Below are 23,887 nucleotides of genomic sequence, written 5' to 3'. Positions count from 1 at the left end.
GGTTGCGGCTACATTCTGGCGGCTAAGCGGTGAAGAGGGCAACGTTATGTTGCCCTTTTTTTCTATCCAGCCCGGTATGCGAGGGTGGTATAATCTTTAAACTTCTTTACATTAGGTAAGGCAAAAGCCTTTTCGTCTTTATATACTGAAAAAAGAGCCCCAATTTTGTGGGCAGCAATGTGTGACAACAGGGGGCAAGGGATGTTGCTAAAGAAACGGTATGGTCGTCCATTGTCAGCGCTCAGCCTGAGCCTGGCACTGGCATTTGCTCCGCTGTTCAATGTCCAGGCCGAAGAGCCTGAAGTCGTACCCGGCGACAGTTCTGCGGCGCCCGCCGAGGTTTCCGCCGCGCTGGCGCAAAGCGATGGGCAATCGCCGGCGGTCGCGAAGCTGGCCGGTGAGCAGCCGCTGTCGATGGAGGCGGCGGCAAACAGCCGCGCCCAGATCGAGGCGCTGTTGCCGGCAGGGTACAAACCCGTCTTTATGAATCCGCTGGTGTCGCTGTACGCCGCCAGGGATATGAAACCGATGTGGGAAAACCGCGAGGCAGTGCAGGCGTTCCAGCAGCAGCTGGCGGAGATCGCCATCGCCGGTTTTCAGCCGCAGTTTACCACCTGGGTCAGCCTGCTGACCGATCCCGCCGTCAGCGGCATGGCGCGCGATGTGGTGCTGTCGGACGCCATGATGGGCTATCTGCACTTTATCAGCGGCATCCCCACCCAGGGGACCCGCTGGTTGTACAGTTCAACGCCGTACAAGATGGCGACCCCGCCGCTGTCGGTGATTAACCAGTGGCAGCTGGCGCTGGACAATGGCTCCCTGCCGGCGTTTATCACCGGCCTGGCGCCGCATCATCCGCAGTATGAAGCCATGCATCAGTCGCTGCTGGCGCTGGTGGCTGATTCTCGCCCATGGCCGCAGATGACCGGCAGCGGCTCGCTGCGCCCCGGCGAATGGAGCAATGATATCGGCGCCCTGCGCGAGATCCTCCAGCGTACCGGAATGCTGGACGATACCGCCAATATCGTTCTGCCCGGCGATGTGGTGAGCCCGTCGGCGAAGAAAAAGAGCAAACCTGCGGCGCGCGGCGTTTACGATCGCCAGCTGGTGGAGGGGGTTAAGCGCTTCCAGGCGATGCAGGGGCTGGGGGCGGATGGCGTCATCGGCCAGTCGACTCGCGACTGGCTCAACGTCTCTTCCGCGCAGCGCGCAGGGGTGCTGGCCCTGAACATTCAGCGTTTACGCTTACTGCCGGGCAAACTGTCCACCGGCATTATGGTCAATATTCCGGCGTTCTCGCTGGTCTATTACCAGGACGGCAGCCAGGTGCTGGCCTCGCGGGTAATTGTGGGGCGTCCGGATCGCAAAACGCCAATGATGAGCAGCGCGCTGAATAACGTGGTGGTCAATCCGCCATGGAACGTGCCGCCAACCCTGGCGCGCAAAGATATCCTGCCGAAGGTGCGTAACAATCCGGGCTATCTTGAGCAGCATGGCTACACCGTCATGCGCGGCTGGAACAGTAAAGAGACCATCGATCCTTATCGGGTCGACTGGTCGACCATCACCGAGAACAACTTACCGTTCCGTTTTCAGCAGGCGCCCGGAGCGCGTAACTCGCTCGGACGCTACAAGTTCAATATGCCGAGCTCCGATGCCATCTACCTGCACGATACGCCGAACCATAACCTGTTCCAGAAGGATGTTCGTGCGCTCAGTTCCGGCTGTGTGAGGGTGAATAAGGCTTCGGAGCTGGCCAATATGCTGCTGCAGGATGCGGGCTGGAACGACACGCGTATTTCCGATGCCCTGAAGCAAGGGGACACGCGCTATGTCAATATTCGGCAAAATATACCGGTGAATTTATATTACTTAACGGCGTTTGTGGACGCTGATGGACGTACACAATATCGAACAGATATTTACAATTACGATATCACCGCGCGATCCAGCGCACAAATTCTGACGAAAGCTGAGCAATTAATCAGGTAAATGAAGTAGTTCAATGGATTTTGTTGTCCTAGCACTGGGTAAAAAAGGGCGCTGCTCCTCTGCAGCGCCCGATTTTCCTGGTGTGAGGCTGCCTTGACGTTGGCAATAATGCCCGGTAAGGTGCCTTTCGTGCGCCAGAAGTGCATATACATATCATTCCGCTCAATGCGTGACGCAGTCAGCGCGAACGCTCTCTTTTGCCGGGCAGCATCACGGCTGTGGCGAGCGATGGCGTGCTGAGGTTCAGCATCGCGCAAGGCGGAAAAAGTATATAACGATTCATTGACTGTAGACCTGATTATCATGGACAAATTTGACGCTAATCGCCGCAGATTGCTGGCGTTGGGTGGTGCTGCGCTGGGTGCTGCCGCCATTCTCCCTGCGCCGGCATTTGCCACCCTCTCGACCCCCCGTCCGCGTATTTTGACGCTGAATAACCTGCATACTGGTGAATCACTCAAGGCGGAGTTTTTCGATGGCAGAGGCTATATTCAGGATGAATTAGCAAGACTTAACCATTTTTTCCGTGATTACCGCGCGAATAAAATTAAGTCCATCGATCCAAATCTGTTCGATCATCTTTATCGGTTGCAGGGACTACTTGGCACCAACAAACCTGTCCAGCTTATCTCTGGCTATCGTTCCCTCGATACCAATGATGAGCTACGCGCACGAAGCCGTGGTGTAGCAAAGCACAGCTATCACACCAAGGGGCAGGCAATGGATTTCCATATTGAAGGTATTTCGTTAAGCAATATTCGCAAAGCGGCGTTATCTATGCGCGCAGGTGGTGTAGGATATTACCCACGTAGTAACTTTGTGCATATTGATACCGGTCCCGTAAGGCACTGGTAACGAAAGGAGCGTCATGAACTATCGTATTATTCCGGTTACCGCGTTCGCGCAGAACTGTTCTCTTATCTGGTGCGAACAAACCCGGCTGGCGGCGCTGGTCGATCCTGGCGGCGATGCTGAACGTATCAAAGCGGTGGTGGCGGAGGCTGGCGTCACGCTGATGCAGATCCTGCTGACGCATGGCCATCTCGATCACGTCGGCGCCGCTGCGGAACTGGCGCAGCACTATGGCGTACCGGTTATTGGTCCGGAAAAAGAAGATGAGTTCTGGCTGGAAGGATTACCGGCGCAAAGCCGGATGTTCGGCCTGGAGGATTGCCAGCCGCTGCGTCCGGATCGCTGGCTCAATGAAGGCGATGTGGTTAATGTGGGGAATGTGGCGCTGCGGGTACTGCACTGCCCGGGCCATACGCCGGGTCACGTGGTCTTCTTTGATGACGCTTCCCGACTGCTCATTTCCGGAGATGTGATTTTCAAAGGCGGGGTGGGGCGCAGTGATTTTCCACGCGGCGACCATGGACAGCTGATCGCGGCCATTAAGGATAAGCTGTTGCCGCTGGGCGATGACGTGACCTTTATTCCCGGCCATGGTCCGCTGTCGACGCTGGGTGAGGAACGCCGCAACAACCCGTTCCTGCAGGATGAGATGCCGGTCTGGTAACCGACTTGACGCGAACGTAAAAAAGGCCGCATTCGCGGCCTTTTTTATAGCGAATAATATCGCTTACAGCACGGCGACGATGGCTTCACACAGCGGCGCCATGTTGTCAGGCGTCATGCCGGCCACGTTGATACGGCCGGACGCGACCGCATAGATGGCGAACTCTTCACGCAGACGCAGCACTTGCTCTTTAGTCAGGCCGCTGAACGAGAACATACCGTTCTGCTTGCTGATAAAGCTGAAGTCGCGGCTCGCGCCTTTCTCCTGCAGGGTGTTGACGAACAGCAGGCGCATACGCTGGATGCGCTGGCGCATATCGGTCAGCTCCTGCTCCCAGATTGCCCGCAGTGCATCGTTGCTCAGGATGGTCGCGACCACGGACGCGCCGTGCGCTGGCGGGTTGGAGTAGTTAGCGCGGATCACCGACTTCATCTGGCTGAACGCGCGGTCTACGGTCTCCTGATCGGCGGCGACCAGGGTGCAGGCGCCGACGCGCTCGTTGTACAGGCCAAAGTTTTTCGAGTAGGAGCTGGCGACCAGCAGCTCTTTATGCAGAGCAGCAAAGGCGCGCAACCCTTCAGCATCTTCTTCCAGACCGCGGGCGAAGCCCTGGTAGGCGAAATCGAACAGCGGCAGCCAGCCTTTCTCGACCGACAGCTGCGCCAGCGTCTGCCACTGGTCGAGCGTCGGATCGATACCGGTCGGGTTGTGGCAGCAGCCGTGGAACAGTACCACGTCGCCCGCCTGGGCTTCGTTCAGGCTAGCCAGCAGACCATCAAAGTCCAGCGCGTGGTTAGCCGCATCGTAGTAGGCATATTCACGTACTTCCAGCCCGGCGGAGGTAAACACACTCTTATGGTTTGGCCAGCTTGGATTGCTTACCCACACGCGTTTCACGTCGGTATTTTTGGCGAGGAAGTCTGCGGCGACGCGCAGCGCACCGGTACCGCCCGGGGTCTGCGCGGTGCGGGCGCGTTTATCGGCGATAATCGCATTGCCTTTACCGAACAGCAGCTCCTGGGTGCAGCGACCAAATTCAGGAATACCATCGATGCCCAGATAGTTTTTAGTCGTTTCATTTTCCAGCAGGTACTGCTCTGCTTTTTTGACGCTGGTCAGAACGGGTGTTTTACCGGTTTCATCCTTGTAAACACCAATTCCGAGGTTAATCTTTTCAGGGCGGTCATCGGCACGAAACAGATCGGCCAGACCTAAAATCGGGTCGGCTGGGGCGGCGGTAATGTTCTCAAACATGACGAGGTTCCATTGTGATTACTGAAGGGAAATCCGCTATCAGGTTAACGGGAGAACAACGAATTGCCAACCGTTTGCGATAAAAAGCGCGAAGGTTTTCGAAAGATACGATCTTTGCCTCAGTAATAGAGAAAAGCAGGACCGAAGTCCTGCTCTGAAGGCATATCACGAAGGGGTGTACTGCAGATTAGAACTGGTAAACGATACCCACGGCCGCCTGGTCGTCGGTCGCTACGCCAGCTGCTTTGGTGTAATCGTTGTCGCTCAGCTGGTTGAATTTATACGCAGCGTAGACGTTCATGTTCTTGTTGAAGTAGTACCAGGTTCCCACTTCAATGTATTTAACCAGATCCGCATCGCCGCCTTCGAAATCAGTACCTGGACGTGCCTGCAGATTTTTACCTTTGGTCTGCACGTAGCCGATGGACGGACGCAGGCCGAAGTCGAACTGATACTGTACAACCGCTTCAAAGTTTTGAGTTTTACCTGCAAAATACTTTTTAGCGGTGGCAGGTGCATCAGACGGGTTGCTCTCAGGAGTCATATTGTAGGTCTGGGAGTACATGACGGCTGCATAGACGTTGTTGGCGTCATACTTAGCAGAGGTCGCCCAGGCTTCGGCTTTGTCGCCATTACCGTCAGCTTTCTGCGCGCTGCTGCGGTTGGAATTAGCGTAACCTGCGGAGAGCGCGATACCGTTGTCGAACGCGTAGGTCGCCGCGGTGCTGAAGCCGTCGCCATTCTGCTTACTGATAGAACGGTCGTGGTCGTTTTTACCCTGGTACTGCAGCGCGAAGCTCAGGCCGTCAACCAGACCGAAGAAGTCAGAGTTACGGTAGGTTGCCACGCCGTTGGTACGGCCGGTCATGTAGTTGTCGGTGTAGTTCCAACCGTCGCCACCCCATTCAACCAGCATATCGGTTGCTGCTTCGACGTCGTAGATCGCGCCGTAGTTACGGCCGTAGTCGAATGAACCATACTCGCCCGCTTTCAGACCTGCGAACGCCAGACGGGTTTTCGTCGGCTGGGAACCTTCAACATTGGAGGCGTCCATGTTGTATTCCCACTGACCGTAGCCGGTCAGCTGATCGTTGATCTGGGTTTCGCCTTTCAGGCCGATACGGGCGTAGGTGGTATCGTCGCTGCTGGTGTCGCCATTGGTGGTCCAGACGTGCTCGCCGACCATTTTTCCGTAGAAGTCCAGTTTGTTGCCGTTTTTGTTATAGATTTCTGCAGCGTTAGCTGCACCGGCTACCAGCAGGGCAGGGATCACCACTGCCAGAATATTGCGCTTCATCATTATTTATTACCCTCATTAATATTTTTTATATGAACACGTGCCACTGCCGTCAATAAGTTCTGTCAATAAAAACTTACAGAACCATTGATGAGAGTTTGGTGTCTGAAGGCATCTTTCCATCCGCGACAACGTTTCGCTAGCCGGAAAATGCTACTAATATCTCATATGAGTAACAAAAAGAAAAAACATGTAACTAAATATGTATTTATGGGAACTTTGTGAACTTAATCAAAATTCCGTTCCACATGGTGAGGTAAATCGCCTTCCCATATCTATCTATATGAATTATTTATGATTAATTTGGATAAGCGTAAATTTGCTCATTTTGTGTGTTGAATTCGCCTTCTTTTTATTCAGCCTTTGTCTTGGCAAGACGTGCGGCGAGTGGTTAAAAAATGAGCAAATTTATCAGAGGTTTTGCTCTGTTATGAACATAAAGTGCGATCTGCATCACCCGGATGCACCGAAACAGTGCGTAACATAAATGTGAATGCGAGGCCTTGATGTTTAAGTTTGTTGAATTTTGATAACAGTAATTGACATAAAAAAAGGCCAGCTTGCGCTGGCCTTTCAGGTTTATGTCAGAAAAATTTAGAATGTCGCGTTGCGCGGGGTCCGCGGGAACGGGATGACATCGCGGACGTTCTGCACGCCGGTCACGTAGGCAATCAGACGCTCGAAGCCCAGGCCAAAGCCGGAGTGTGGAACGGTGCCGTAGCGGCGCAGGTCGCGATACCACCAGTAGTCTTCTTTATTCAGACCCATCTCGGCCATACGCGCGTCGAGCACGTCGAGGCGCTCTTCACGTTGGGAACCGCCGATGATCTCGCCAATACCCGGCGCCAGGACGTCCATTGCCGCGACGGTTTTACCGTCTTCGTTAAGGCGCATGTAGAAGGCTTTAATATCTTTCGGATAGTTTTTCACTACCACCGGCGCTTTGAAGTGTTCTTCAGCCAGGTAACGTTCGTGCTCGGAGGAGAGATCCACGCCCCAGTACACCGGGTTCTCGAACTGCTTGCCGCAGTTTTCCAGAATAGTGACGGCGTCGGTATAATCCACCTGCGCAAAATCAGCGGTGATAAAGCGCTGCAGACGGTCGATAGCGTCTTTATCAACGCGCTCGGCGAAGAACTGCATGTCGTCCGCGCGCTCTTCCAGTACCGCTTTAAAGACGTACTTGAGCATCGCTTCCGCCAGGCCGGCAACATCGTTCAGGTTAGCGAAGGCCACTTCCGGCTCCAGCATCCAGAACTCCGCCAGGTGGCGGCTGGTGTTGGAGTTTTCCGCACGGAAGGTCGGGCCGAAGGTGTAAATCTTCGACAGCGCGCAGGCATAGGTCTCGCCGTTCAGCTGGCCGGAAACGGTCAGGAACGACTCTTTACCGAAGAAGTCTTTGTCGAAATCGACTTTGCCCTGATCGTTACGCGGCAGGTTTTCCAGATCCAGCGTCGACACGCGGAACATTTCGCCGGCGCCTTCGGTATCGGAGGCAGTAATCAGCGGGGTGGAGACCCAGAAGAAGCCCTGCTCATCAAAGAAGCGATGCAGCGCCTGCGCCAGGGTGTGACGCACGCGGGCAACCGCGCCGATCAGGTTGGTGCGCGGACGCAGGTGGGCCACCTCACGCAGATACTCGATGCTGTGACGCTTGGCCGCCATCGGGTAGGTGTCCGGGTCTTCCACCCAGCCGGTCACTTCCACGTTGGTCGCCTGGATCTCAAAGCTTTGACCCTGGCCCTGGGAAGCCACGACTTTACCGGTGACAATCACCGAGCAACCGGTGGTCAGACGCAGCACTTCCTGATTGTAATTGGGCAGAGAATTATTAATAACGGCCTGTACAGGATCAAAGCAGGAACCGTCATAGACGGCGAGGAATGAAAAGCCAGCTTTTGAATCTCGGCGGGTACGCACCCATCCGCGGACCGTGACTTCGCTGTCAACGGCAACGCGGCCCTGGAGTACGTCGGCTACAGGCACAACGCTCATAATAATCTCTCTATATAGTCCAATAAAAAAGTCTCTTCCCCCTACAGCGGGGGGATATCTATGTTACCTGTCATCTTCCATCAGACAAGTAGATTTCGCACAGGGAAGGGTGGATTTCGGAAATAAATACACCTCCGGGACGTTCTTTGACTCCCCATTTCGACTTTTACACGACTTACTCGATAATGACCGTCATTTCCTGCTTCGCATTTTGCATCGACACGATGGTCCGGAAAGACTTGATATTTCCCGAGGCAAAAAAGAGTTCACGGGTTAGCGCTTCGTATTCCGCCATATCACGGACGTTGATCACGAGCAGAAAATCGAAGTCGCCAGTGACATAGTAGACCTGCTGCACTTGCGGACAGGTTACGAAACGCTGTTTATCCTCCTCAAGCAGATCGAGACGTTCATTCTCAATGGTCACCTGCACCATAATGGTGATGGGTCTTCCCACTTTACTGGCGTCCACTAAGCTAACACTGCCTTTAATCACCCCTGCATCCTCAAGTGCAGCGATACGCCGATTGACTGCCGAAGGAGACAGGCTGATCCGATCGGCGATCTCCCGTTGCGACAAGCGATTATTACGCTGCAAGAGCGTAAGAATTTTTTTATCCCATGCGTCAAGTTTCATCATATATCTCGTCCTGCAAGCCTGTGATCAATCTCACTCATGCAACGTTGTTGCGTGAGAATCATAAAACAGAGTGAAAATTGCGGCGCGATGGGCAACTTTGCGCCAATTAACCGCCGGGCGCAGTGTACCATCACAGGCAGTGGGAAAGCGGCATATCGCGACAAAAAGCCTCTCACACTCTGACTTAACCAATTTAAAGCGACCGTCCTGTCTCAGGCCGCACGGATCCGTGCACCCGTCGTTTAGGCGGAATGGTCGCAAATAACGTTATCGTCCCAGGACGATATGAAAATAGAGGTGCCTGAATAGTGGACACAATTAAATTTCAACTCAACGCCCGGCGGCAGCCCTATGGCCAGGGAGCAGACTTGAGTCTGCTCAATGAAAGCGTGGGGAACGAAGTGCTGGCATTCCATCAAAAATTTCCTGATTACCGGGTCACGCCGCTGCGTAAGCTGGAATTTTTAAGCCAGCGGCTGGGCCTGGGGTCGATCCATATAAAAGATGAAGCCCAGCGATTCGGTTTGAATGCGTTTAAAGGATTAGGCGGATCTTATGCGATGGGGAAATATCTCGCCGCTCTGCTTGAGCGAGATATTACTACGTTGAGCTTTGCCGAGCTTAATTCACCAGCGATTAAGGCGCGTATCAAGGACATCGTATTTGTGACTGCTACCGACGGTAACCATGGACGTGGCGTGGCGTGGGCGGCTGAGCAGCTTGGGCTGCGTGCGGTGGTGTATATGCCAAAGGGCTCCTCACCGGTACGCGCGCAGAATATTCGCCGGCATGGCGCCGAATGCACGATTACTGAACTGAACTACGACGACACAGTTCGGCTGGCGGCCAAAACCGCGCGCGAGCAGGGATGGGTTTTACTCCAGGATACCGCCTGGCAGGGCTACGAGCAGATCCCCACATGGATCATGCAAGGCTATATGACCCTCGCTGTTGAAATCTGGCAGCAATTGGTAGAAAGCGGGGCGCCGATGCCGACGCATCTGTTTTTACAAGCCGGTGTCGGGTCGTTTGCCGGCAGCATCATGGGATATTTCATCGAAAAGATGCAGCAGCAGGCTCCCACCATCATCATCGTTGAGCCGCACAAGGCGAACTGCCTGTATCGCTCGGCAACCATTAATGACGGGCTGCCGCACAGCGTCGGCGGGGATATGTCAACCCTGATGGCCGGGCTTGCCTGTGGTGAACCTAATATCACCAGCTGGCCAATGCTCCGCGACCATGCCACCTGTTTTATTTCCGCCAACGATTGTCTGGCCGCCAATGGCATGCGCCTGCTGGCCGCTCCGCGACCAGGTACTGACGAACCTTTTGTCTCCGGGGAATCCGGCGCTATCGGCACTGGCGTGCTTTACGCGCTGATGACTCAGCCGGAGTATCGCGAGCTTGCCGAATCTCTGCGCCTGAATGCCGATGCACAGGTTCTGTTAATCAGCACGGAAGGAGATACATCACCCGATGTCTATGAAGACATCGTCTGGTTTGGCCGTAATGGTTGAGCGCTATCGACAATAACAAGGGGGCCATCTTACCTACCCTACGAGCCCTCGGTGTGACAAGCGTTCTGACTCATAACGAAAACATACGCGCTTTCGCGTCATGCACAGAGAGAACCTGACCGATGAATACTGAAAATATAATTATCAATAAAGGATGTTCCGATCCCGCAAAGTGGCATAGCGAAGATACCGTTTGGGTCCTTGGCCTTTTCGGTACCGCAATTGGCGCCGGGGTGCTGTTTCTGCCGATTAATGCCGGAATTGGCGGCTTCTGGCCGCTGCTGATTGTTTGTGTCCTCGCTTTTCCTATTACTTATCTGGCTCACCGCGGTCTGGCGAGATTCATTTACTCTTCCAATACGCCGGAAAGCAGTATTACCGATGTTATTGGCGAGCATTTTGGCGCGCTGGCGGGAAAAGTGTTTACCGTCATCTATTTCTTCGCTGTCTATACCATTTTGATTATGTATGCGGTGGCAATCACCAACACCGCGCAGAGCTTTATCACCCACCAGTTGGCAATGGCCGAGCCTCCCCGGTCGCTGGTGGCCATCGTTCTGATCCTCGGGCTGATGTTTATCGTCCGTTTTGGACAGCGTTTGATAATGCGGGTGATGAGCACCCTGGTTTATCCCTTCATTATCTCGCTTATTTTTATGGCACTTTTTCTGATTCCGCACTGGAACGGCGCAATTTTGCAAACCGCAAGCTTCAGCGCCACAGGCGATGGGCAGGGGATCATGTTATCCCTCTGGATGACCTTCCCGGTACTGGTGATGTCGTTTAACCACTATCCCATCATTTCGCCGATGGTGGTGCGCCAGAAGCAGCGTTACGGTCTGGCGCTCGCTGAGGGGAAATGCGCGCAGATCCAGCGCTACGGTATCCTGCTCATGACGGTGGTGGTGCTGTTTTTTGTTCTCAGCTGCGTGTTAAGCCTGTCGCCGCAGCAACTGGCGGAAGCCAAAGCCCAGAATCTGTCGATTTTGTCCTATCTGGCCAATCAGTACGATACACCGATTATTGCCTGGCTATCGCCGATTATCGCCTTTGTCGCTATTACTAAATCATTTCTTGGCCACTACATCGGCGCCTATGAATCGCTGCGCGACCTGATTCTGGAGGCCGCCGCCGCACGCGGGAAAAAACCTGGCATTCGCCTCGTCGACGCGGTCATCCTGGTGTTTATGGTGTTTACCTGCTGGTTCGCCGCGTACAAGAACCCCAGTATCCTCGGTATTATCGAATGCATCAGCGGTCCCACCGGGGCGGCAATTCTTCTGCTGTTGCCTATGTACGCCATTCATAAATTACCGGTGCTTGCCCCCTGGCGCGGTAAAGCGAGCAACGTTTTCGTCACCCTGATCGGGCTTATCACCGTCTCTGCCATTTTTTACGGCATGTTCCAATAACCACCATCACTAGCGAGATGTTTTATGAGTCATTTTCTGCAGATTAACGGCCAACGGCTTATCGATTCCCTGTATGCGCTTGGCGAATATGGTGCGCTGGAAGGCGGCGGCGTATGCCGCCTGGCAGCGACGGCCGAAGATAAAGCCGGCAGGGACTTTGTTGTAGCCCGCATGAAGGCCCTGGGCCTGAGTGTGTCTATTGATGCTATCGGTAATGTCACCGGTGTTTATCACGGCGAGGAGACGTTGCCGATGGTGATGATGGGGTCACATATCGATACCGTCGCTACCGGTGGGTTATACGATGGCAACTACGGCGTTATGGCCGGCCTTGAGGTGATTGCCACCCTCCAGGATGCCGGGATCCGCCCCCGACGACCGTTGGCGGTAACCTTCTTTACTAACGAGGAGGGGGTGCGATTTCAGCCCGATATGATGGGCAGCGTGGTGTTTGCCGGCGAGTATCCGTTGGCGCAGGCGCTCGCGGCAAAAGATCTCGACGGTATCACGCTCGATGAAGCGCTGCGTAGCATTGGTTATAAGGGCGAACGTCAGCCGGGAGATATGGCGGTAGATAGCTACGTTGAGCTGCATATCGAACAGGGACCGATTCTTGATAAAGAGCAAATTGATATTGGCGTTGTCACCGGCGTACAGGGTATTTCGTGGCAGGAATTTACCCTGCGAGGCGTATCGAATCATGCGGGTACTACCCCAATGTCCATGAGACGCGATGCCGGGCTGGCGGCTGCGAAAATCGCTGTTTTTGCCCGTGAGCTGGCGCTAAGCCTTGGTGGTGATCAGGTAGCTACCGTTGGGCATTTCAGCGTGAAGCCTAATCTGATCAACGTCATTCCCAACCATGTCGTTATGTCAGTGGATCTTCGCAATACCGATAATGCGATCTTATGTCTGGCGGAGCAGCAACTGGCAGAATTTGTTGCAAAAACGTCGCAGGAAGAGGGCGTGGAGATAACCAGCCGCTCACTGGTGCGCTTTGAACCGGTCATTTTTGCCGATGAGATCGTCAATGCGGTGGAAGCCGAGGCGGAGCGTCAGGCGCTCAGTTACCGACGTTTGCCAAGCGGCGCTGGACACGATGCACAATTTATGGCGTCGGTATGTCCAGCCGGGATGATTTTTGTCCCCTGCGTTGATGGCATCAGTCACAACGTCAAAGAACACAGTGCGGCCAAAGACCTGATTGCTGGCGCCAATGTGCTGCTGCAGGTGGTTTTACAGCGCGCCCAGCGTATGGACTAATGTTTACAGGAGCAGAGAATGAATCAGCAACAGTTAAAGCAGCAGCTTATCGCCTGGCGTCACTATTTGCATGCCCATCCGGAAAGCGCTTTCGAAGAGCAGAATACTTCACGGTTTATTGCCGAAAAGCTCGAGGCCATGGGCATTGAGGTACACCGCGATATTGGCAAAACCGGGGTAGTGGGGAGATTGAAATGCGGCGACGGCAAGGGCGTTATCGCTATTCGTGCCGATATTGATGCCATTCAATTGACCGAACAGGGAGACCGGTCTTACCGCTCCATGACCGCCGATCGGATGCACGGCTGCGGGCATGATGGTCATACCTGCATTGCATTGGGCGCGGCGCAGTTGCTATTGCAGCGGCAGAATTTTAACGGCACGGTCATCTTTGTTTTTCAGCCTGCTGAGGAGCCTGGCTATGGCGCCAGAGCGATGATGGACGATGGCGTTATTGAACGCTTTGGCATTGAGGAAATCTACGGTCTGCATAATATGCCGGGTATGAAAGCCGGGACTATCGCCACGCGAGTCGGTGGCATTATGGCCAGTGAAGATAACTTTATTATTCGTATTCAAGGGCGGGGAGCGCATGCGGCGCGGCCGCATATGGCGAAAGATCCGCTGGTAATTGCGGCGGAAATCATCCTGGCTTTGCAGACAATTGTTTCGCGAAATGTTGATCCGAACGTGCCAGCGGTCATTTCCTGTACTGAACTGCACACCGATGGCATCCGCAATGCGATTCCGACGCATGTTGAAATCAAAGGGGATACGCGCAGCTTTGTACCGGAGGTGCAAATGCTGCTCGAAGAACGAATGCGTACCATTAGCGAAGCAATTTGCGCGATGCACGGTGCGAGGTGCCAGTTCAGCTATACCCATGAATTTGCGCCAACGGTGAACTGGCAGAAATGCGTTGATGTGGCGGTCACCGCTGCGATTAACGTGGTAGGGGCTGAGAAGGTGGACGGCAACGTCGCACAGATGATGATTTCGGAGGATTTTGGCGCTTTTCTGCAAAAAATCCCCGGCTGTTTCATCTTTTTAGGCAACGGCGATGGTTCAGATGCTCAGGGCAATACACCGTTGCATAATGCCTGCTACGACTTTAATGATGAGATATTGCTAACTGGCGCGGAGTATTTTGCCGAGGTCGTCAGAACCCGTCTGCCGCAGGAGTGATATTGATTGGCCCGATAGCAGAATGCCGTCGGGCCATGTTTTTTAGCTCGCCTTTTTAATCGGCGGCAGGTCGAACGCCTCGCGCAGGGCGCGGACGAAGGCCTTATCGTGGCAGATGGTTTTCCCCGGGCTGTCGGAGAGCTTCGCCACCGGCTTGCCGTTACATTCCACCAGCTTAATCACGATATTGAGCGGTTTAACCTGCGGCAGATCGCAGGTTAAACGGGTACCAATACCAAAGCTCAGCTTCACCCGCGAGGCGAAGTGGCGATACAGGTCGACGGCTTTCGCCAGGTCGAGATTATCGGAGAAGACCAGCACTTTGCTCAGCGGATCGATGCCCAGCTTCTGGTAATGGGCGATGGCTTTTTCACCCCATTCCACCGGGTCGCCGGAGTCGTGGCGCAAACCCTGATAGCGGGTGGCGAACTCCGGACCGAAATCGCGCAAGAACGCATCCATGGTGATGCAGTCGGTCAGCGCGATGCCCAGCTGGTCAGGATACTCTTCCAGCCAGGCGGCGAGGGCCGCCCGCTGGCTGCTGGCCAGGTTCGGGCTGATCTGCTGGTGGGCCTGGAACCACTCATGGGCCTGGGTGCCCATCGGGGTTAAGTTCAGACGGCGCGCCAGATCGTAGTTGCTGGTGCCGACAAACCAGGGCTCCTGCTGCAGGCGTTGCACAATGGCTTCCTGTACATCGCGTGAAAAACGACGGCGGGTGCCGAAATCCATCAGGCGGAAGGCGCTCATATCGAGGTCAGCGGTCATGGTGGCGAAGTCGCCTAGCTTATGCTCCAGCGCGTTTAGCGCTTGTTCAACGCCCATCTCGGGTGAACGGTAGCGATGGACCAGCTCGCTTATCACCGCCAGCAGGGGGACTTCCCACATGATGGCTTCCCGCCACGGGCCGGTGAGGCGAATGTTCAGCTTGCCGTTGTCATTGGCGACCGTGACCTGGCGCGGGTCATAGCGAAAATCGCGCAGCCAGTCGAGGTAATCCTGGCGAAAAAAGGGAAGGGTGGACAGCCAGCGATATTCATCATCCCGCAGCCTCAGATCGCGCATGGACTCCACCTGCTCGCGGATCGCGTCGGCATAAATGCCGAGCAGGTCGTCTCCACGGCAGCGAAACTCCGCCGCCACATGTACATCGCCGTAGCGGTGGAAGACAGCCTGCTGCATGTGCAGCTTGTAGGCATCCGTATCAAGCAGCGAATGCAGTACAGGAGAAGTGAATTGTGTCATGGTGCGCAGTAGCATCCTCTCACTGGAGCGTTCCATCGAAACCAACGCGGAAAAAGGAGGCGGAGTATACCTTTATTACCCGGCTCTGTCCCGCGATGGCGAGCGATGGCGACGCTGACGGTCATTTGCGAGGCCTAGTTTAATATATTGAACATGGATCACACCACAAGCTTTGCGTCGGGTCGAGGGCAATTCGTGCCGCGAGTGTTAACAAAATGTAGCGATTTTCGTGTTTCACGTTGAAAAGATGAAGATTCTGCATAGCGCGATTGACACAACAGGAATAGACTGGGACGACACTTTACCGAAGATGCTAAAGGTTTTTTATGACACAACAGCCCCAAGCCAAATACCGCCACGACTATCGTGCGCCGGAGTATCTGATTAGCGATATCGATTTGACCTTTGACCTGGATGCCGCAAAAACCGTTGTTACGGCCGAGAGCAAGGTCTCCCGCCATGCGGCTGCGTCTGATGTGCCATTGCGCCTGGACGGCGAAGATCTGACCCTGATTGCTCTGCAGGTGAACGGCCAGCCGTGGAGCGACTATAAAGAAGAAAACAATCAGCTGGTGATCGGCGGCTTGCCGGAGCATTTCACCCTGACCATCGTCAATGAGATCAGCCCGGCGGCGAACACCGCGCTGGAAGGCCTGTATCAGTCAGGCGAAGCGCTGTGCACCCAGTGTGAAGCGGAAGGTTTCCGCCATATCACCTGGTACCTGGACCGTCCGGATGTGCTGGCGCGCTTTACCACCAAAATTATCGCCGATAAAGCCAAATATCCGTTCCTGCTCTCCAACGGCAACCGGATGGCGGAAGGGGAACTGGAGAACGGTCGTCACTGGGTACAGTGGCAGGATCCCTTCCCGAAGCCGTGCTACCTGTTTGCGCTGGTGGCCGGTGATTTCGACGTCCTGCGCGACACTTTTACCACTCGCTCCGGGCGTGAAGTGGCGCTGGAATTGTACGTCGATCGCGGTAATCTCGACCGCGCGCCGTGGGCGATGACCTCGCTGAAAAACTCCATGAAATGGGATGAGGAGCGCTTTGGCCTCGAGTACGACCTCGACATCTATATGATTGTCGCCGTCGACTTCTTCAATATGGGAGCGATGGAAAACAAAGGGCTGAACGTCTTTAACTCCAAATATGTCCTGGCCCGCACCGACACCGCCACCGATAAAGACTACCTCGATATCGAGCGGGTGATTGGCCATGAGTATTTCCATAACTGGACCGGCAACCGCGTCACCTGTCGCGACTGGTTCCAGCTCAGCCTGAAAGAGGGGCTGACCGTGTTCCGCGATCAGGAGTTCAGTTCCGACCTCGGCTCGCGGGCGGTGAACCGCATTAACAACGTGCGCACCATGCGCGGGCTGCAGTTTGCCGAAGATGCCAGCCCGATGGCGCACCCGATCCGCCCGGATATGGTTATCGAGATGAATAACTTCTACACCCTGACGGTCTATGAAAAGGGTGCCGAAGTGATCCGCATGCTGCACACGCTGCTGGGTGAAGAAAACTTCCAGAAAGGGATGCAGCTATATTTCGAACGTCATGACGGCAGCGCCGCCACCTGCGACGATTTCGTCCAGGCGATGGAAGATGCTTCTAACGTCGACCTGTCGCACTTCCGCCGCTGGTACAGCCAGTCCGGTACGCCGATTGTCACCGTCCACGACGACTATAACCCGGAAACCGAGCAGTATACGCTGACCATCAGCCAGCGCACGCCGCCTACTGCCGAGCAGGCTGAGAAACAGCCGCTGCATATTCCGTTTGCCATCGAGCTGTACGATAACGAAGGTAAGGTGATCCCCCTGCAGAAGGGCGGTCATCCGCTGCCCCCGGTGCTTAATGTGACTCAGGCTGAGCAGACCTTCGTCTTTGATAATGTCTATTTCCAGCCGGTCCCGGCCCTGCTGTGCGAGTTTTCAGCACCAGTGAAACTGGAATACAAGTGGAGCGATCAGCAGCTGACCTTCCTGATGCGCCATGCGCGGAATGATTTCTCGCGCTGGGATGCGGCGCAGAGTCTGCTGGCGACCTACATCAAGCTGAACGTCAACCGTCATCAGCAGGGACAGCCGCTGTCGCTGCCGGTGCACGTGGCGGACGCCTTCCGCGCGATTCTGCTCGACGAGAAGATTGACCCGGCGCTGGCCGCCGAGATCTTAACCCTGCCGTCGGCCAACGAAATCGCCGAGATGTTCGCCATTATCGATCCTATCGCCATCGCCACCGTGCGCGAGGCGCTCACCCGCACCCTGGCGAACGAGCTGGCGGACGAATTCCTCGCGGTATATAACGCCAATAAGCTCGACAGCTACCGGGTGGAGCACGCCGATATCGGTAAGCGAACCCTGCGCAATACCTGCCTGCGCTATCTGGCGTTCGCAGAGCCGACGCTGGGCGATAAGCTGGTGGCGGCGCAGTATCACCAGGCGGATAACATGACCGACGCGCTGGCCGCGCTGTCGGCGGCGGTTGCCGCTGAGCTGCCGTGCCGCGATGCGCTGATGCAGGAGTATGACGACAAATGGCATCAGGACGGCCTGGTGATGGACAAGTGGTTTATCCTGCAGTCCACCAGTCCGGCGGCCAATGTGGTCGAAACGGTACGCGGTCTGCTGGACCATCGTTCGTTCAGCATGAGCAACCCGAACCGCGTGCGGTCGCTCATCGGCGCTTTCGCCAGCAGCAACCCGGCGGCGTTCCATGCTGAAGACGGTAGCGGCTACCAGTTCCTGGTGGAGATGCTGACCGAGCTTAACCAGCGCAACCCGCAGGTCGCATCGCGACTGATTGAGCCGTTGATTCGTCTGAAGCGTTATGATGAGAAACGCCAGGCGCTGATGCGCGCCGCGCTGGAGCAGCTGAAGGGGCTGAAGGATCTCTCAGGCGATCTGTACGAGAAAATCAGTAAGGCGCTGGCGTAACGGTGGCAAAATCCCCGGTTGCGCTCTTGCTTACCGGGGCTACAGCGCTGTGCGATTTGGTAGCCCGGCCGAGCGAAGCGCGGGCCGGGGACGTTAGTTAGCCATGACTAAACAAACGCGGTGCGCTCTCGCTCTTGCCGCGTTTCATCACCCGATCCAGCACCTCCGCCTCCAGCTCGGCCAGCTTCGCCGAACCGGTGCGCCGCGGTCGCGGAATATCCACGTTCAAATCGAGACCGATCTTCTTCTCTTCAATCAACAGCACCCGGTCGGCCATCGCCACGGCTTCGCTGACGTCGTGGGTCACCAGCAGGACCGTAAAGCCATGCTCCTGCCACAGGGAGACGATCAGCGCCTGCATCTCCAGACGGGTGAGGGCGTCCAGCGCCCCCAGCGGCTCGTCCAGCAGCAGCAGGCGCGGGCGATGGATCAGCGCGCGGGCCAGCGCAACGCGCTGCTTCTGCCCGCCCGACAGCGCCGCCGGCCACTCCTGCGCGCGGCTCTCGAGTCCGACGCTGGCCAACGCCTGCAGGGCGGCGTCGCGCCAGGCGCCTTTTAACCCCAGCCCCACGTTATCAATCACCGTTTTCCACGGCAGCAGGCGCGCATCCTGAAACATCATCCGGGTGTCGTCCTGGATCGCCGCCAGCGGCGTCGCGCCTGCCAGCAGCTCGCCGGCATTCGGCTTTTCCAGGCCCGCCAGCAGGCGCAGCAGGGTGCTTTTTCCGCCGCCGCTGCGGCCCACCACCGCCACAAACTGGCCGCTGGGGATATGCAGATCCAGCTCGTTAAGAATGGTGTTGTCGCCATAGCGTTTAGTCACCCCGTTCAGCAGCAGCGGGATACCTGGGTTCAGACGGGCAGTGTTCATGCGTTAGCCTCCTGAAGATGATACGCCGGGTTCCAGCGCAGCCAGAGCCGCTCCAGCAGCTGGGCGCTGACGTCGGCCAGTTTGCCAAGAATGGCGTAAAGAATGATGGCGACCACCACCACGTCGGTTTGCAGAAATTCACGCGCATTCATCGCCAGGTAGCCGATACCGGCGTTCGCCGAAATGGTTTCGGCGACAATAAGCGTCAGCCACATCAGACCGAGGGCAAAACGCACGCCGACCATAATCGAGGGCAGGGCGCCGGGTAAAATCACGTGACGGAAAAGAGCAAAGCCGGATAAACCATAGCTGCGCGCCATCTCCACCAGCCCACGGTCGATATTGCGGATCCCGTGCCAGGTATTGATATAGATCGGGAACAGGGTGCCCAGCGATACGAGGAAGATCTTGGCGGTCTCATCGATACCGAACCACAAGATCACCAGTGGGATCAGCGCCAGGTGCGGCACATTGCGCAGCATCTGGATCGACGTGTCCAGCAGGCGCTCGCCCCAGCGTGACAGACCGCTGATCAGGCCGAGCACCAGTCCAATGGAACCGCCGATGGCGAAGCCGACCAGCGCCCGCCACGAGCTAATGGCCAGATGCTGCCACAGCTCACCGCTGGCCGAGAGCGTCCAGAACGCTTTCAATACGCCCTCCGGCGAGGGCAGCACCCGCGTCGACAGCCAGCCGACGGACGACGCCAGCTGCCAGACAATGACCGTTCCCACCGGCAGCAGCCAGGGGGCGAGGCGTAACAACAGGGGATGGGTTGATTTTGCCATCAGTGCCTCCTCAGCTCTGCGCCACTTTACGCAGGATAAACTCGTTAGCGACGGCTTCCCCCTGCAGACGCAGGTTGTGCGGCTGCGGAACAGACGGCACCGCGACGTCGAGCAGCGGGAACAGCAGCTCGCCGACCCGATACGCCTCTTCCAGATGCGGATAGCCGGAGAAGATAAAGCTATCGATACCCAGCGCGGCGTATTCATTGATCCGTTCGGCAACGGTAGCGGCATCGCCCACCAGCGCGGTCCCGGCGCCGCCGCGCGCTAAACCGACGCCAGCCCACAGGTTGGGGCTGATTTCCAGCTTATCGCGTCGACCATTGTGCAGCGCCGCCATCCGCTGCTGGCCGACGGAGTCGGTTCTGGCGAAGGCCGCCTGGGCGCGGGCGATAGTCTCATCATCCAGATGGGAGATAAGGCTGTCCGCCGCCTGCCAGGCTTCCTCATTGGTTTCCCGCACGATCACGTGCAGGCGGATACCAAACCGCACCCGGCGACCGTGCCGGGCAGCTTTCTCCCGCACCTGAGCTATCTTCTCTGCCACCTGGGCCGGCGGTTCGCCCCAGGTAAGATAGAGATCGACCTGCTCAGCGGCCAGATCCTGCGCCACCTCAGACGATCCGCCGAAATAGAGCGGCGGACGCGGCTGCTGGAGCGGCGGGAACAGCAGTTTGGCGTCGCGAACGCGCTGATGCTTGCCGTTAAAGGTGACAGTCTCCCCCTCCATCAGCTTGCGCCAGATATGGGTAAATTCAGCCGAGGCCTCATAGCGCTCGGTGTGGTCGAGGAAGACACCGTCGCCTGCCAGCTCGGCGGGATCGCTGCCGGTGACCAGATTGAACAGCGCCCGGCCGTTCGACAGTCGGTCCAGGGTCGCCGCCTGGCGCGCCGCCACCGTCGGCGACACCACGCTTGGCCTCAGGGCGACAAGAAATTTCAACCGCTGCGTTACCGGGATCATCGAGGCCGCAACCAGCCAGGCATCTTCACATGAGCGCCCGGTCGGGATCAGTACGCCAGTGAATCCCAGCCGATCCGCCGTCTGCGCGATTTGCTGCAGATAGCCGTAATCGACCGGACGGGCTCCCTCTTCGGTACCCAGATAACGACCATCACCATGGGTCGGTAAAAACCAGAACATATTCAGACTCATGATTTCGCTCCTTGTGCGGCGGCGGGCTGCCAGATGCGGGCCCGGATATCAACTTTTTTCGGCACCAGCTTGTTCTCATAGAACAGGTCGGCCGTCTGCTGCTGGCGAGCGGCGGTTTCAGCGCTCACCGGGGTAACCGAGGTGGGGGGACGATGGTCCAGGTAGCTGGCGATCACCGCTTCCGGTAATCCCATCGTTTTTGCCAGCAGCGTAATGCTTTGCGCACGCTGGCTATGGGTCAGGGCATCGGCCTGGGTAAAGGTATCGAGTACGCCCTCAATAAAGGCGCCATTGCGTTCAGCGTAAGGGCGGGAAGCGAGATAGAAGGATCCCGTCTGTTTCAGGTCGGTTCCGTCGGTCAGCACCCGGGCGCCGCCCTGCAGCAGCGCGGCGGAGTAATACGGATCCCAGATCGCCCAGGCGTCGACATTGCCCTGCTGGAAGGCGGCGCGCGCATCGGCGGGGGCGAGATAGACCGGCTGAATGTCGCTAAACTTCAAACCTGCGAGCTGCAGGGCGCGCAGCAGCAGATTGTGGGAGCTGGAGCCTTTCTGAAAAGCGACCTTTTTCCCTTTTAGCTCAGCAACGTTATGAATCGGGCTGCCCTGCGCCACCAGAATCACTTCCGCTTTGGGCTTTGGCGGTTCCGAACCGATATACACCAGATCGGCGCCGGCCGCCTGCGCAAAGATAGGCGGAATGTCGCCAGTGCTGCCAATATCGATGCTGCCGACGTTCAGCGCCTCCAGCATCTGCGGACCGGCCGGGAATTCAATCCACGAAATATGGGTTTGCGGGTAGCGCTGCTCCAGCAGCTGATGGCTTTTCGCCAGCACCATGCTGACGCTGCCTTTCTGATAGCCGATGCGCAGGGCGTCAGGCGCCGCCGGGGCGGCATGGCCCAGGGCGGAGAACAGCAGCAGCCCGCCGAGGGTCAGAGCGCGGAGAGGATTAAGCATGTTCCACCCCACGCAGAGACGTTAACGACGGGGCGCGGCTGCTGGGGCGATGCAGCGCCTGCCAGAAGGTCTCCAGGGCTTCATCGAGGCGCCGCTGCAGGTTCGGGGTAAACTGCGGCTTGTGCTGGTAATCGGTCACCTGGCTGTCGTCGGCGAAGACGCCATGGAGGATCTCCTGAGCCTTGAGGGCATTCAGCACCGGCTTCAGGGCGTAGTCCACCGCCAGCATGTGGGCGATGGTGCCGCCGGTGGCCAGCGGCAGCACGATTTTGCCCTCCAGCGCCCGCTCAGGAAGCAGGTCGAGCAGCGTTTTCAGGGCGCCGGAAAACGAGGCTTTGTACACCGGCGTGGCGATGATCAGTCCGTCAGCTCCGGCCAGCTGCTCATTGAGCGTCTGCAGCGCCGGGTTGTCGAAGCGAGCGTACAGGAGGTCTTCCGGGGCAAAGTTCTGCAGATGCCAGTGGCAGACTTCGATATCGGCGGCGGTGAGCGTCTCTCTGGCGTATTCCAGCAGGGCGCTGGAACGGGAAGGGTAACGCGGGCTGCCCGCAAGCGTAATGACGCGCATCTCTCTCTCCTTATAACTAAATGTTTGCATTTATCTATAATTGATAACATTTGTAGTGAGTGTGACAGAGGGCCATTCTTTCCCTAAATGATTTATCCACCGTTAGATAGCCGAAAAGCGCATAACGGCGCGCGGGGAGGTAATCGTTTGCGCTGATGGGGGATTTTTTGTCGCAGGTCAATTCCCTTTCCGCAACAGATCGCACATAATACGCCCCCGGTTTGCACACCGGGAATCCAGGAGAGTTCATGTACTACCCCTTCGTTCGTAAAGCCCTTTTTCAGCTCGATCCTGAGCGCGCTCATGAAGTTACCTTTCAACAATTACGCCGTGTCACCGGGACGCCGCTGGAAATACTGGTTCGCCAGAAAGTGCCGGCCAGGCCTGTCACCTGCATGGGGCTGACCTTTAAAAACCCGCTGGGTCTGGCGGCCGGGCTGGATAAAAACGGGGAATGCATTGACGCACTGGGCGCGATGGGTTTTGGATCCATTGAGATCGGCACCGTGACGCCGCGTCCCCAGCCGGGCAACGATAAGCCAAGGATCTTCCGTCTGGTGGATGCCGAGGGGTTGATCAACCGCATGGGCTTTAATAACCATGGCGTCGATAACCTGGTTGAGAACGTGAAAAAGGCGCATTTTGACGGCGTGCTGGGCATCAATATCGGCAAAAATAAAGACACGCCGGTTGAGCACGGGAAAGATGATTATCTGATTTGTATGGAAAAAGTCTATCCCTACGCCGGCTATATCGCCATTAATATCTCCTCGCCGAATACCCCGGGGCTGCGCACGCTGCAATACGGCGAAGCGCTCGATGATTTACTCTCCGGTATTAAAAATAAGCAGCTTGAGCTGCAGCAGAAGCATCAAAAATATGTTCCGGTCGCCGTGAAGATCGCGCCGGATCTTTTGCCTGAGGAATTGATCCAGGTTGCCGATAGCCTCGTGCGTCATAATATTGATGGCGTGATTGCCACCAATACCACCCTCGATCGTTCTCTGGTTCAGGGAATGAAACATTGCGATGAGACCGGCGGACTTAGCGGTCGTCCATTACAATTAAAAAGTACCGAAATTATCCGTATGCTCTCCGCTGAGCTCAATGGCCGCTTGCCTATCATTGGCGTGGGCGGTATTGATTCCGTGATTGCCGCGCGGGAAAAGATGGCCGCCGGAGCTTCGCTGGTGCAGATCTATTCCGGATTTATTTTTAAAGGTCCGCCGCTGATTAAAGAAATTGTTACCCACATCTAATCTTTTCCTCCTCTGAATCCCACCC

Annotated in this window: 19 protein-coding genes; 9 read left to right on the top strand and 10 right to left on the bottom strand. The window is 56.4% G+C overall.

Annotation, left to right across the window (positions count from 1 at the left end; all coding sequences use genetic code 11):
* Positions 1-201: 201 nt before the first annotated feature.
* The 3 genes from ldtD to AC6CWS_RS06710 all read left to right on the top strand — a co-directional run bounded on the left by ldtD (position 202) and on the right by AC6CWS_RS06710 (position 3,508).
* Complete coding sequence (ldtD, locus tag AC6CWS_RS06720) at positions 202-1,992, top strand: L,D-transpeptidase (protein ID WP_065881839.1); 1,791 nt, start codon at positions 202-204, stop codon at positions 1,990-1,992.
* 303 nt (positions 1,993-2,295) lie between these two features.
* On the top strand, positions 2,296-2,847 hold the full coding sequence (gene mepK / locus AC6CWS_RS06715) for a peptidoglycan L,D-endopeptidase MepK (protein WP_004201403.1): 552 nt from the start codon (positions 2,296-2,298) through the stop codon (positions 2,845-2,847).
* A gap of 13 nt (positions 2,848-2,860) precedes the next feature.
* Positions 2,861-3,508 (top strand): MBL fold metallo-hydrolase, encoded by a 648-nt coding sequence (locus AC6CWS_RS06710; RefSeq protein ID WP_023289031.1) that lies wholly within the window; start codon positions 2,861-2,863, stop codon positions 3,506-3,508.
* Positions 3,509-3,571: 63 nt separating this feature from the next.
* Here the strand turns inward: AC6CWS_RS06710 and AC6CWS_RS06705 are convergent, their stop codons facing one another.
* From AC6CWS_RS06705 to AC6CWS_RS06690, 4 genes are all read right to left on the bottom strand, one after another.
* Positions 3,572-4,762 (bottom strand): amino acid aminotransferase, encoded by a 1,191-nt coding sequence (locus AC6CWS_RS06705; protein WP_017899450.1) that lies wholly within the window; start codon positions 4,760-4,762, stop codon positions 3,572-3,574.
* Between the two features lie 187 nt (positions 4,763-4,949).
* A complete protein-coding gene (locus AC6CWS_RS06700) occupies positions 4,950-6,062 on the bottom strand; it encodes a porin (protein ID WP_065881837.1) in 1,113 nt (370 codons plus the stop codon).
* Positions 6,063-6,653: 591 nt separating this feature from the next.
* The gene (asnS, locus tag AC6CWS_RS06695) at positions 6,654-8,054 is read right to left on the bottom strand and encodes an asparagine--tRNA ligase (RefSeq protein WP_017899452.1); all 1,401 of its coding nucleotides are present in this window, start codon (positions 8,052-8,054) and stop codon (positions 6,654-6,656) included.
* Positions 8,055-8,229: 175 nt separating this feature from the next.
* On the bottom strand, positions 8,230-8,691 hold the full coding sequence (locus AC6CWS_RS06690) for an Lrp/AsnC family transcriptional regulator (protein WP_002898209.1): 462 nt from the start codon (positions 8,689-8,691) through the stop codon (positions 8,230-8,232).
* A gap of 311 nt (positions 8,692-9,002) precedes the next feature.
* Between AC6CWS_RS06690 and dpaL the strand changes: the two genes are divergently transcribed.
* From dpaL to AC6CWS_RS06670, 4 genes are all read left to right on the top strand, one after another.
* Positions 9,003-10,214, top strand: coding sequence for a diaminopropionate ammonia-lyase (gene dpaL / locus AC6CWS_RS06685; protein ID WP_074442582.1), 1,212 nt, complete (start codon positions 9,003-9,005; stop codon positions 10,212-10,214).
* Positions 10,215-10,336: 122 nt separating this feature from the next.
* Positions 10,337-11,626, top strand: a complete 1,290-nt coding sequence (locus AC6CWS_RS06680; RefSeq protein ID WP_065881832.1) for an aromatic amino acid transport family protein — start codon at positions 10,337-10,339, stop codon at positions 11,624-11,626.
* Between the two features lie 24 nt (positions 11,627-11,650).
* A complete protein-coding gene (locus AC6CWS_RS06675; RefSeq protein WP_080901301.1) occupies positions 11,651-12,889 on the top strand; it encodes a Zn-dependent hydrolase in 1,239 nt (412 codons plus the stop codon).
* A gap of 18 nt (positions 12,890-12,907) precedes the next feature.
* Positions 12,908-14,074, top strand: a complete 1,167-nt coding sequence (locus AC6CWS_RS06670; RefSeq protein WP_065881828.1) for a M20 aminoacylase family protein — start codon at positions 12,908-12,910, stop codon at positions 14,072-14,074.
* Between the two features lie 42 nt (positions 14,075-14,116).
* On the opposite strand, the gene pncB is transcribed toward AC6CWS_RS06670, so the two are convergent.
* Positions 14,117-15,319 carry a nicotinate phosphoribosyltransferase gene (gene pncB, locus AC6CWS_RS06665; protein ID WP_032428717.1) on the bottom strand — a complete coding sequence of 401 codons (1,203 nt, stop codon included), beginning with the start codon at positions 15,317-15,319 and terminating at the stop codon, positions 14,117-14,119.
* 326 nt (positions 15,320-15,645) lie between these two features.
* On the opposite strand from pncB, the gene pepN reads away from it, so the two are divergent.
* Positions 15,646-18,261 (top strand): aminopeptidase N, encoded by a 2,616-nt coding sequence (pepN, locus tag AC6CWS_RS06660; RefSeq protein ID WP_080901300.1) that lies wholly within the window; start codon positions 15,646-15,648, stop codon positions 18,259-18,261.
* 97 nt (positions 18,262-18,358) lie between these two features.
* On the opposite strand, the gene ssuB is transcribed toward pepN, so the two are convergent.
* The 5 genes from ssuB to ssuE are packed head-to-tail and all read right to left on the bottom strand — an operon-like array spanning position 18,359 to position 22,603.
* Positions 18,359-19,132 (bottom strand): aliphatic sulfonates ABC transporter ATP-binding protein, encoded by a 774-nt coding sequence (ssuB, locus tag AC6CWS_RS06655; protein ID WP_065881824.1) that lies wholly within the window; start codon positions 19,130-19,132, stop codon positions 18,359-18,361.
* Positions 19,129-19,920: an aliphatic sulfonate ABC transporter permease SsuC gene (ssuC, locus tag AC6CWS_RS06650; RefSeq protein WP_004201413.1), complete on the bottom strand. Its 792-nt coding sequence runs from the start codon at positions 19,918-19,920 to the stop codon at positions 19,129-19,131. Before ssuC ends, ssuB begins: the two co-directional genes overlap by 4 nt.
* Positions 19,921-19,930: 10 nt before the next feature.
* Positions 19,931-21,076: an FMNH2-dependent alkanesulfonate monooxygenase gene (ssuD, locus tag AC6CWS_RS06645; protein ID WP_065881822.1), complete on the bottom strand. Its 1,146-nt coding sequence runs from the start codon at positions 21,074-21,076 to the stop codon at positions 19,931-19,933.
* A complete protein-coding gene (locus AC6CWS_RS06640; RefSeq protein WP_023289042.1) occupies positions 21,073-22,035 on the bottom strand; it encodes a sulfonate ABC transporter substrate-binding protein in 963 nt (320 codons plus the stop codon). Before AC6CWS_RS06640 ends, ssuD begins: the two co-directional genes overlap by 4 nt.
* Positions 22,028-22,603 carry an NADPH-dependent FMN reductase gene (gene ssuE / locus AC6CWS_RS06635; RefSeq protein ID WP_004201416.1) on the bottom strand — a complete coding sequence of 192 codons (576 nt, stop codon included), beginning with the start codon at positions 22,601-22,603 and terminating at the stop codon, positions 22,028-22,030. The genes AC6CWS_RS06640 and ssuE overlap by 8 nt, the downstream gene beginning before the upstream one ends.
* Positions 22,604-22,851: 248 nt before the next feature.
* Here ssuE and pyrD point away from each other — a divergent pair, with 248 nt between their 5' ends.
* Entirely contained in the window at positions 22,852-23,862 is a 1,011-nt protein-coding gene (gene pyrD, locus AC6CWS_RS06630) for a quinone-dependent dihydroorotate dehydrogenase (RefSeq protein WP_004201417.1), read from the top strand.
* Positions 23,863-23,887: the final 25 nt, after the last annotated feature.

The organism is Klebsiella sp. M041 (genome assembly GCF_059759695.1).
Note: the sequence above shows the minus strand (reverse complement) of the source record. Positions and strands in the feature narration are given on the sequence as shown.

Coding starts and splice junctions, on each gene's coding strand:
- ldtD (WP_065881839.1), top strand. CDS start 202: ATGTTGCTAAAGAAACGGTATGGTCGTCCATTGTCAGCGCTCAGCCTG.
- AC6CWS_RS06680 (WP_065881832.1), top strand. CDS start 10,337: ATGAATACTGAAAATATAATTATCAATAAAGGATGTTCCGATCCCGCA.
- ssuD (WP_065881822.1), bottom strand. CDS start 21,076: ATGAGTCTGAATATGTTCTGGTTTTTACCGACCCATGGTGATGGTCGT.
- AC6CWS_RS06640 (WP_023289042.1), bottom strand. CDS start 22,035: ATGCTTAATCCTCTCCGCGCTCTGACCCTCGGCGGGCTGCTGCTGTTC.
- AC6CWS_RS06675 (WP_080901301.1), top strand. CDS start 11,651: ATGAGTCATTTTCTGCAGATTAACGGCCAACGGCTTATCGATTCCCTG.
- AC6CWS_RS06670 (WP_065881828.1), top strand. CDS start 12,908: ATGAATCAGCAACAGTTAAAGCAGCAGCTTATCGCCTGGCGTCACTAT.
- AC6CWS_RS06710 (WP_023289031.1), top strand. CDS start 2,861: ATGAACTATCGTATTATTCCGGTTACCGCGTTCGCGCAGAACTGTTCT.
- asnS (WP_017899452.1), bottom strand. CDS start 8,054: ATGAGCGTTGTGCCTGTAGCCGACGTACTCCAGGGCCGCGTTGCCGTT.
- ssuC (WP_004201413.1), bottom strand. CDS start 19,920: ATGGCAAAATCAACCCATCCCCTGTTGTTACGCCTCGCCCCCTGGCTG.
- pncB (WP_032428717.1), bottom strand. CDS start 15,319: ATGACACAATTCACTTCTCCTGTACTGCATTCGCTGCTTGATACGGAT.
- AC6CWS_RS06705 (WP_017899450.1), bottom strand. CDS start 4,762: ATGTTTGAGAACATTACCGCCGCCCCAGCCGACCCGATTTTAGGTCTG.
- AC6CWS_RS06690 (WP_002898209.1), bottom strand. CDS start 8,691: ATGAAACTTGACGCATGGGATAAAAAAATTCTTACGCTCTTGCAGCGT.
- AC6CWS_RS06700 (WP_065881837.1), bottom strand. CDS start 6,062: ATGATGAAGCGCAATATTCTGGCAGTGGTGATCCCTGCCCTGCTGGTA.
- mepK (WP_004201403.1), top strand. CDS start 2,296: ATGGACAAATTTGACGCTAATCGCCGCAGATTGCTGGCGTTGGGTGGT.
- ssuB (WP_065881824.1), bottom strand. CDS start 19,132: ATGAACACTGCCCGTCTGAACCCAGGTATCCCGCTGCTGCTGAACGGG.
- ssuE (WP_004201416.1), bottom strand. CDS start 22,603: ATGCGCGTCATTACGCTTGCGGGCAGCCCGCGTTACCCTTCCCGTTCC.
- pepN (WP_080901300.1), top strand. CDS start 15,646: ATGACACAACAGCCCCAAGCCAAATACCGCCACGACTATCGTGCGCCG.
- pyrD (WP_004201417.1), top strand. CDS start 22,852: ATGTACTACCCCTTCGTTCGTAAAGCCCTTTTTCAGCTCGATCCTGAG.